Below are 8,110 nucleotides of genomic sequence, written 5' to 3'. Positions count from 1 at the left end.
ACGCCGAGTAGCGGTCGGTGCGCGGCTTGCCCACGGTCTCGACGAGCTTGTCGATCACGTGCTGGGGAGCCTGAAGGTCCGGATTGCCCATCCCGAGGTCGATGATGTCCGCCCCGTTGGCGCGGGCCGCGGCCTTGATGCGGTTGACCTGCTCGAACACATAAGGAGGGAGGCGCTTAATCCGGTAGAAATCAGGCATGGGTCTCGTCCTCGGGCGGAATCACGGGGTTCCGGTATAGGTTCTAAGGCGTTCTCTTGGAATTCGTCTTCTGGCGCGCCGGCTGCGACGTGTTGGCCGGAAGCCTGACGGGCTCGGGAGGCGGCGTCTTGCCGAGCTCGGCCGCCGCTGCGCCGGCCGCCTCGTTCTGCGCCCGGATGGCATCGAGCTCCGCCTCGGCGGCCTTGACCTGATCGGCCGTGCGCGCAGCCGTCGGGCGCGCCGGGGCGGGCGTTCCGATCGGCATGTATTCCAGATTGGCGGGTCTCGAACGGGCCACGAAATCCGGGGTCGCGGCCGTCTGCGGGCCCGCCCCCACGGCCGTCGCCACGTCCCGGACGGGATTGAAGCTGCCGTTGCAGCCGGCGAGACCGGCGGCAAGGGCCCCGGCGGCAAGGGCCGCGGCGGCAAAAGCCGGGATGCGGCGGATCAGAAAGGGCTTCGTACGCATTGTGATACCTAAGATCTGCAAATGGCTCTGGCATATCCGACGAGCCGAACGCTAGCGCATCGTGCGGTAAAAGTGGCCCCGGTTTTCCGGTCCCACGATGCGCCGCTCAGAGGCGTGAGCACCGGATCCATCCCAAAAGTGGAATCCACTTTTGGGTCCGATGCTCTAAGATGTCGGAAATGCAGCCTGGGAGCAACGCTGCTGCGATAGAGGGAGATCGCCTTATGGACAAGCCATACGGTGAGGAGAAGACCCAAGGCCCGATGCCGGACTTCGAGGCCCTCTCCCACAACATGGCCCGCTTCATCGAGGGAGCCGGCAAGGCCGCGGCCGCCTACCTCAAGCCCGTTCAGGACGGCCAGGCCGCGCCGGAGCTGTCGAGCGACGCTTCGGAGGCCATCAAGTCCCTCAGCCGCGTGGCCGAAGCCTGGATGAGCGATCCGCAGAGGAGCTTCGAGGCTCAGTCCCGTCTCGGGACGCAGTTCATGTCGCTCTGGGCCTCGACCCTGAAGCGGGCCCAGGGGGAGCCCGTGGACCCGGTGGCGGAGCCCGAGCCCAAGGACAACCGCTTCAAGGACCCGGAATGGTCCGAGAATCCGATCTTCGATTTTCTGAAACAGGCCTATCTCATCTCGTCCCGCTGGGCCGAAGACCTCGTGGAGGACGCGGAGGGCCTGGACGAGCGCACCCGCCACAAGGCCCAGTTCTATCTCAAGCAGCTCTCCAGCGCGCTCTCCCCGTCGAACTTTCTCCTGACCAATCCGGAGCTCATCCGGGAGACCCTGCGCGAGAACGGCGCCAACCTCGTGCGCGGCATGACCATGCTGGCGGAGGACATCGAGGCGGGCGGCGGCGAGCTGAAGATCCGCCAGTCGGACACGAGCAAGTTCAAGGTCGGGGTGAACATCGCCACCACGCCCGGCAAGGTGATCTTCCGCAACGACCTGATCGAGCTGATCCAATATGCCCCGGCCACGGAGAAAGTGCTCAAGCGGCCCCTGCTGATCGTCCCGCCCTGGATCAACAAGTTCTACATCCTCGACCTCAACCCCGAGAAGAGCTTCGTCCGCTGGGCGGTCGCGCAGGGCCTGACCGTGTTCTGCATCTCCTGGGTCAATCCGGCCGAGCAGCACGCGGAGAAGGGTTTCGAGCACTACATGGTCGACGGCATCTTCGCCGCGCTCGACGCCGTCGAGCAGGCAACCGGCGAGAAGAAGGTGACGGCCATCGGCTACTGCGTCGGCGGAACGCTGCTCGCCACCACCCTGGCCTACATGGCGGCCAAGCGCGACAAGCGGATCGACAGCGCCACGTTCTTCACCGCGCAGGTGGATTTCACCCATGCGGGCGACCTGAAGGTCTTCGCCGGCGAGGATGAGGTGCGCAGCCTCGAGGCCACCATGAAGAAGCGCGGCTACCTCGAGGGCTCGCGGATGGCGAACGCCTTCAACATGCTGCGGCCCAACGATCTGATCTGGCCCTACGTGGTCAACGTCTACATGAAGGGCCAGTCGCCCTTCCCGTTCGACCTGCTGTACTGGAACGCCGATTCCACCCGCATGCCGGCGGCCAATCACGCCTTCTATCTGCGCAACTGCTATCTCGAGAACAGGCTCGCCAAGGGCGAGATGGAGCTTGCCGGCGTGAAGCTGGATTTGAAGAAGGTGAAGGTGCCGATCTTCAACCTCGCCACCAAGGAGGACCACATCGCCCCGGCCCGGTCCGTGTTCGCAGGCTCGAAGGCGTTCGGCGGGCCGGTCGACTACGTGCTCGCCGGCTCCGGCCATATCGCCGGCGTGGTCAATTCGCCGAGCAAGGCGAAATACCAGTTCTGGACCGGCGGCCCCGTGGAGGGCGAACTGGAGGACTGGCTGAAGCAGGCCAAGGAAACCACCGGCACCTGGTGGCCCTACTGGTTCGACTGGATCAAGGCGCAGGCGCCCCGGATGGTGTCCGCCCGCGAGCCTGGCGGCGGCAAACTCGAGCCGCTCTGCGACGCGCCGGGAACCTACGTCCTGGAGAAATCCTGAATCGCGTCTGAGGAACGCGCTCAGTCGCTGGCCCTGACAATCTCCCGGGTCATGGCCGGGCTCGTCCCGGCCATCCCGGTCCTGTGAGACTCGGCGTTTCGAGAAATCGGGATCACCGGCACGAGGCCGGTGATGACGTCGAGGGAGCGAGTTCAACACCAAACAAGAAAGGCCGGCATCTCTGCCGGCCTTCGGGTCGTCGCTTTGCGAGCGCTCAGTACTTGCGGACGAGCGGGACCGCCGGGATGGCGACCTTCGGGTCGTCCCAGCGGTAGCGAACCGCCGCCGACACGATGTCCACGTCCGAATCCACATCGGCCACGTAGGGAAGCCCGGCGTAGTCCTGATGTCCGGGAAGGATCCGGATATCCGTCTCCTTGGCGAAGATGTGGGTGTAGGCCAGGTCGAAGGACAGCCGGTCGTTCCACTGGTAGCTGGCGCCGAGCGACGCCCAGATGCGGTCGTTGTCGGGCAGGCGCGTCGAACGGATCTCCGTGTCGATCGGCGATTGCTCGTAGGCGAGACCGGCGCGCAGGGTCCACTGCTCGTTCAGCCGGTAATCCGCGCCGAGGGAGTAGAAGAACCCGTCCTCGTAGTTGAGCGGGATATCGGTGACGGCGACGCCGCCGGGGCCGATCACGAGAGGCGTCTTGAGGACGCTCCAGTTGGTCCACTCGAAGCCGGCATGAACCGTGATGTTCGGCGTGATCACCTGCGAGAGGCCGATGGTGAGCTGATCCGGCGTCTTGAGCTTCGCGGTGATCGGAATTTGCGCGAAGGGCCCGATGGAGCCGAACGGCGCCGACAGGTCGCCCTCGAGCTCATGCTCGACCTGCGACCGGTAGCCGACGCCGATCGTGGTTCCGGCGAACGGAGTGATCGTCACGCCGGCCGTGAAGCCGAAGCCCACGTCGTCGCCGTCGAGGATCGCGCTCGGCGCGCCGGGCAGCACCGCCGAGGTGGCCGGACCGCCCGGGAAGGGCACCGCCCGCTTGAGGCGGATGTCGAAATACTGCAGGGACGGACCCACGGCGACCGACAGCCAGTCGTTCACCTTCACGCCGAGCACCGGGTTGACGTTCACGGAGAAGATCCGCGACGAGCGCGAATAGAGTTGGCCGGACCAGTTCTGGCGCGGGTCGGTGACGAGGCCGTACGGCGTCGTGCTGGAGACGCCGAGCCAGAGCGTGTCGTTGATCTGGTAGGAGCTGTATCCCGCCGGAACGACCGCGTCCTCGCCGATGTCGCCTGAACCGCCGAACACGAAGGTCGGCACGGACGGCAGCGGGTTGATGTCGACCCGGGGAATGATCACCGAAGCGTGCCATTCGCTCTGCCAGCCCGGCGCCATGGTGATGACGGCCGGGTTCCAGAACATGGAGGACAGGTAGCCCGAACCCGAGGCCGCGCCGGCGAAGGAATATCCCTGCGCGGTGGCGCTCTGCTCGCGGAGCGCGAAGGCTCCGGCCTGAGCACCGCCCTGAGCGGCGATGAGGGCTGCGAGGGACACCGCAGCCAGTGACAACGAACGAGAGAGACGACCCATGGAGTTTTCCTGCCCTTGGTATTCTTGATACGGGAGAATCCCGTCGTGTGGGCAATGTGCCAATGCTTAAATTTGGCCGCAATCTTTTCCTGAGCTTCCGCCCAGGCCTTAAATTTTCCTAAAAACTGTTGGCGCTTACTTAAATGATCTTCCTTTTGATTTGTTAATCACAAATACAAGGAAAGTATGCACGAATGGTTCACATGTAAACCGATGTATAGTCGGCTGACATCTTGAGCCAGGATACCTCGGACGGATGAGTGGACATCCGGTACTTTGTGGGCCGTCGTGGCATAACAGCAACATATTTGCGCCCAGAACGTGCATTGTACCGTGGCGCATTCGGGCCGATGATGCCCATGCCGTAACAAGAGGAGCGCTTGATGAAGCTGGTGAGATTTGGGGACGCTGGACGGGAGAAGCCGGGGCTGGTCGATTCGAGCGGACAGATCCGAGACCTCTCGGGACTCGTGCCCGATATTACCGGGGCGACCCTGTCGTCCGACACCCTGGACCGCATCCGCAACACCGACCCCAGCACCCTGCCGGTCGCCCCGTCGGGCCAGCGCCTGGGGCCCTGTGTCGGCCAGGTGCGCAACTTCATCGCCATCGGGCTCAACTACGCCGATCACGCGGCCGAGACGGGAGCACCGATTCCCGCGGAGCCGATCGTCTTCAACAAGGCCCCGTCCTGCATCGTCGGCCCGAATGACGACGTGGTCATCCCGCGCGGATCCCAGAAGACCGACTGGGAGGTGGAGCTCGCCATCGTGATCGGCGCGCGCGCCTCCTATATCGGGGCGAACGAGGCCCTGAATTTCGTCGCCGGCTACTGCGTCTGCAACGACGTGTCCGAGCGCGAGTACCAAATCGAGCGCGGCGGCACCTGGACCAAGGGCAAGGGCTGCCCGACCTTCGGCCCCCTGGGCCCCTGGCTCGTCACGAAGGACGAGATCGCCGACGTGCAGAACCTCTCCATGTGGCTCGAGGTGAACGGCGAGCGCGTGCAGAACGGCTCGACCAAGACGATGATCTTCAACGTGGCGCAGATCGTCTCCTACGTATCGCACTTCATGATCCTGGAGCCCGGCGACGTGATCACCACCGGGACCCCGCCCGGGGTCGGCATGGGCATGAAGCCGCAGCGTTTCCTGAAGGCGGGCGACGTGGTGAGCCTCGGCATCGAGGGCCTCGGCGAGCAGCGCCAGCGCTTCGTCGCCTTCGAGGGCAATGCGGTGGACACGAGCAAGAGCTGGAGGGGGCACTAGTCGCCCCACCCTGTCGTCATGGCCGGCCTTGTGCCGGCCATCTCGATCGGAAGGGCTCGGCGTTCCAAACGATCGGGATCACCGGGACAAGCCCGGTGATGACAGTGGGAGGGTGATCGTTCGGTTCGCGCTCCACCCTCCCCGCGTCATGGCCGGCCTTGTGCCGGCCATCCCGATAAGGTGAAGCGCGGCGCTCCACATGACCGGGATCACCGGCACGAGGCCGGTGATGACGTGAGAGGACGATTTCAGACCAGTCCCAGCATGAGCTGGATGTTCTGCACGGCGGCGCCCGAGGCGCCCTTGCCGAGATTGTCGAGCCGGGCCACCAGGACGGCGTGGTTGTAGCCCTCGTGCTGGAAGACGAAGAGTTCCAGCCGGTCGGTGTCGTTGAGGGCCTCCGGCTCGATCCGCTCGATCTTCTTACCGTCCCGGATGGTCGGCACGACGCTGACGAGGCCGCCGTCCCGGTAGTGGTTCAGGAGCGCCGCCTCGAGATCCGCCGCCTTCGGCTTGCCGGGCAGGAGGTCGAGATGCAGCGGCACGCTCACCAGCATGCCCTGCCGGAAATTGCCCACCGACGGGATGAAGATCGGCCTCCGGGCCAGGCCGGTGTACGTCTGCAGCTCGGGGACGTGCTTGTGCTCGAAGCCGAGACCGTAGAGCTCGAAGGCCGGGGCCGTGCCGGCCTCGTAGGCCTCGATCATCGAGCGCCCGCCCCCGCTGTAGCCGCTCACCGCGTTCACGCTGATCGGGTAATCGGCCGGGATCAGGCCCGCATCGACCAGCGGCCGGATGAGTGCGATCGCGCCGGTCGGGTAGCAGCCTGGATTGGCCACCCGGTCCGCCCTGGCGATCGCGTCGCGCTGCCCGGCATCGAGCTCGGCGAAGCCGTAGGCCCAGCCGGGCGCGACCCGGTGCGCCGTGCTGGCGTCGAGGATCCGGGGCTTGCGGCCGCTGAGGCCGTCGACGAGCGCGACCGTGTCCCGGGCGGCGGCGTCGTGGAGGCAGAGCACCACGAGATCGACCTCGGCCAGGATCTCGCGCTTGGCCGCCGGGTCCTTGCGCCGCTCCGGATCGATGCTCCGGATGGCCACGCCGGCAACGTCCTTCAGCCGCTCGCGGATGCCGAGCCCGGTGGTGCCGGCCTCTCCGTCGATGAACACGGTCCGGGTCTGCTGATCGAGGCCTGATGATCTGTCGAGCGTCGCGGTCATGGTCGATCCAATCTGTCGTCGATGCTGGGAGATAGGGCGGGACGCTTCAGCCCCGCAAGATGTCGGAAAAACAAAAGCCGCGCAGAGGGCGCGGCTGGCAGACGAGCGGACGAAGAGCCCTCATCGCAGGCGCGCAGGCGCGGCGGAGAAGCAACGTCGGATGTCCGAAAAAATCGTCATGCCGGTTCTATGGCGCCCGACGGCCATGCTTGTCAAGAAACGAACAGCGGAACCCTCCCGCGATCCCGCGGTTCCCCTGGGAATCCGGATCACGACGGGCGGTTCTCATGGCAGGCACGGCGAAGAAGACCAATCCCAGGCTCTGGGAGACGGTGAAGGCGAAGGTTACCAGGGGCGCCAAGGGCGGAAAGGCGGGCCAATGGTCGGCCCGCAAAGCCCAGATGGCGGTGGCCGAGTACAAGAAGGAAGGCGGCGGCTATGAGGGCCGCAAGCCCGCCGACAATCACCTTCGGCAATGGCAGGACGAGGATTGGGGCACGAAGTCGGGCAAGACGAGCGGCGAGACCGGCGAACGCTACCTTCCGGCCAAGAGCCGCAAGGCGCTGAGCGACAGCGAATACCAGCGTTCCAGCGACAAGAAGCGCGCCGATACCCGCAAGGGCAAGCAGTTCTCGAAGCAGCCGCGCGACGTGGCCCGGAAGGCCGCGGCCGCGCGCACGAGCACCGGCAAAGCCGCGACGACCAAGGCGCAGCTCATGGAGAGGGCGCGCAAGCGCGGCATCCCGGGCCGCTCGCGCATGAGCAAGGCGGAGCTGGAGCGCGCCCTCGCCTGAACGCAGAAAGGGCGGCCCGAGAGCCGCCCATTCCAAACCATATGGCCGATAAGCCTTAGAGCATCGGATGGATCCCAAAAGTGCAAGTCCACTTTTGGGTCCGATGCTTTAGCGCTTCGAGAACTGGAAGCTGCGGCGGGCCTTCTTCTTGCCGTACTTCTTGCGCTCGACGACGCGCGGGTCGCGGGTCAGGAAGCCTTCCTTCTTGAGCGGGCCGCGAAGCTCCGGCTCGTAGTAGGTCAGCGCCTTGGCGAGGCCGTGGCGGACCGCGCCGGCCTGGCCGGAGAGACCACCGCCGTCAACGTTGACGGTGATGTCGTACTGGCCTTCGCGCTGGGCGATCTGAAGCGGCTGGGCGAGGATCATGCGCAGCACGGGACGGGCGAAGTAGACCTCGGCCGAGCGGCCGTTGATCACGATCTTGCCGGAGCCGGGCTTGATCCACACACGGGCAACCGCGTCCTTGCGCTTGCCGGTGGCATAGGCGCGGCCGAGGGAGTCGAGCTTCTGGACGTGCTTCGGAGCTTCCGGAGCGGCAGCCTGGGCGTTCTGGCCCAGATCGGCGAGAGACTGAAGGGTCGCCATGG

The 8,110-nt window shown here is 65.7% G+C and carries 7 protein-coding genes and 1 pseudogene; 3 read left to right on the top strand and 5 right to left on the bottom strand.

Annotated features, from left to right (window positions below; all coding sequences use genetic code 11):
* Both NF876_RS21885 and NF876_RS21880 read right to left on the bottom strand, forming a co-directional pair.
* Positions 1 to 199, bottom strand: a pseudogene (locus NF876_RS21885) (aminotransferase); the annotation flags it as partial.
* Positions 200 to 242: 43 nt separating this feature from the next.
* Entirely contained in the window at positions 243 to 668 is a 426-nt protein-coding gene (locus NF876_RS21880) for a hypothetical protein (RefSeq protein WP_262270739.1), read from the bottom strand.
* 224 nt (positions 669 to 892) lie between these two features.
* On the opposite strand from NF876_RS21880, the gene NF876_RS21875 reads away from it, so the two are divergent.
* A complete protein-coding gene (locus NF876_RS21875) occupies positions 893 to 2,698 on the top strand; it encodes a PHA/PHB synthase family protein (RefSeq protein ID WP_262270738.1) in 1,806 nt (601 codons plus the stop codon).
* A 214-nt stretch (positions 2,699 to 2,912) separates the two neighbouring features.
* Here NF876_RS21875 and NF876_RS21870 read toward each other — a convergent pair whose 3' ends face one another.
* On the bottom strand, positions 2,913 to 4,244 hold the full coding sequence (locus NF876_RS21870) for an OmpP1/FadL family transporter (RefSeq protein ID WP_262270737.1): 1,332 nt from the start codon (positions 4,242 to 4,244) through the stop codon (positions 2,913 to 2,915).
* 383 nt (positions 4,245 to 4,627) lie between these two features.
* Here NF876_RS21870 and NF876_RS21865 point away from each other — a divergent pair, with 383 nt between their 5' ends.
* Complete coding sequence (locus NF876_RS21865) at positions 4,628 to 5,512, top strand: fumarylacetoacetate hydrolase family protein (RefSeq protein WP_262270736.1); 885 nt, start codon at positions 4,628 to 4,630, stop codon at positions 5,510 to 5,512.
* Between the two features lie 248 nt (positions 5,513 to 5,760).
* Here NF876_RS21865 and argC read toward each other — a convergent pair whose 3' ends face one another.
* The gene (argC, locus tag NF876_RS21860; protein ID WP_262270735.1) at positions 5,761 to 6,729 is read right to left on the bottom strand and encodes an N-acetyl-gamma-glutamyl-phosphate reductase; all 969 of its coding nucleotides are present in this window, start codon (positions 6,727 to 6,729) and stop codon (positions 5,761 to 5,763) included.
* A 287-nt stretch (positions 6,730 to 7,016) separates the two neighbouring features.
* Here argC and NF876_RS21855 point away from each other — a divergent pair, with 287 nt between their 5' ends.
* A complete protein-coding gene (locus NF876_RS21855; protein WP_262270734.1) occupies positions 7,017 to 7,523 on the top strand; it encodes a hypothetical protein in 507 nt (168 codons plus the stop codon).
* A 108-nt stretch (positions 7,524 to 7,631) separates the two neighbouring features.
* Here the strand turns inward: NF876_RS21855 and rpsI are convergent, their stop codons facing one another.
* On the bottom strand, positions 7,632 to 8,108 hold the full coding sequence (rpsI, locus tag NF876_RS21850) for a 30S ribosomal protein S9 (protein ID WP_114946827.1): 477 nt from the start codon (positions 8,106 to 8,108) through the stop codon (positions 7,632 to 7,634).
* Positions 8,109 to 8,110 lie beyond the last annotated feature (2 nt).

It is taken from the genome of Microvirga yunnanensis (genome assembly GCF_025460875.1).
The sequence above is the reverse complement of the archived record's forward strand: the minus strand, read 5'-3'. Positions and strand labels throughout refer to the sequence as shown.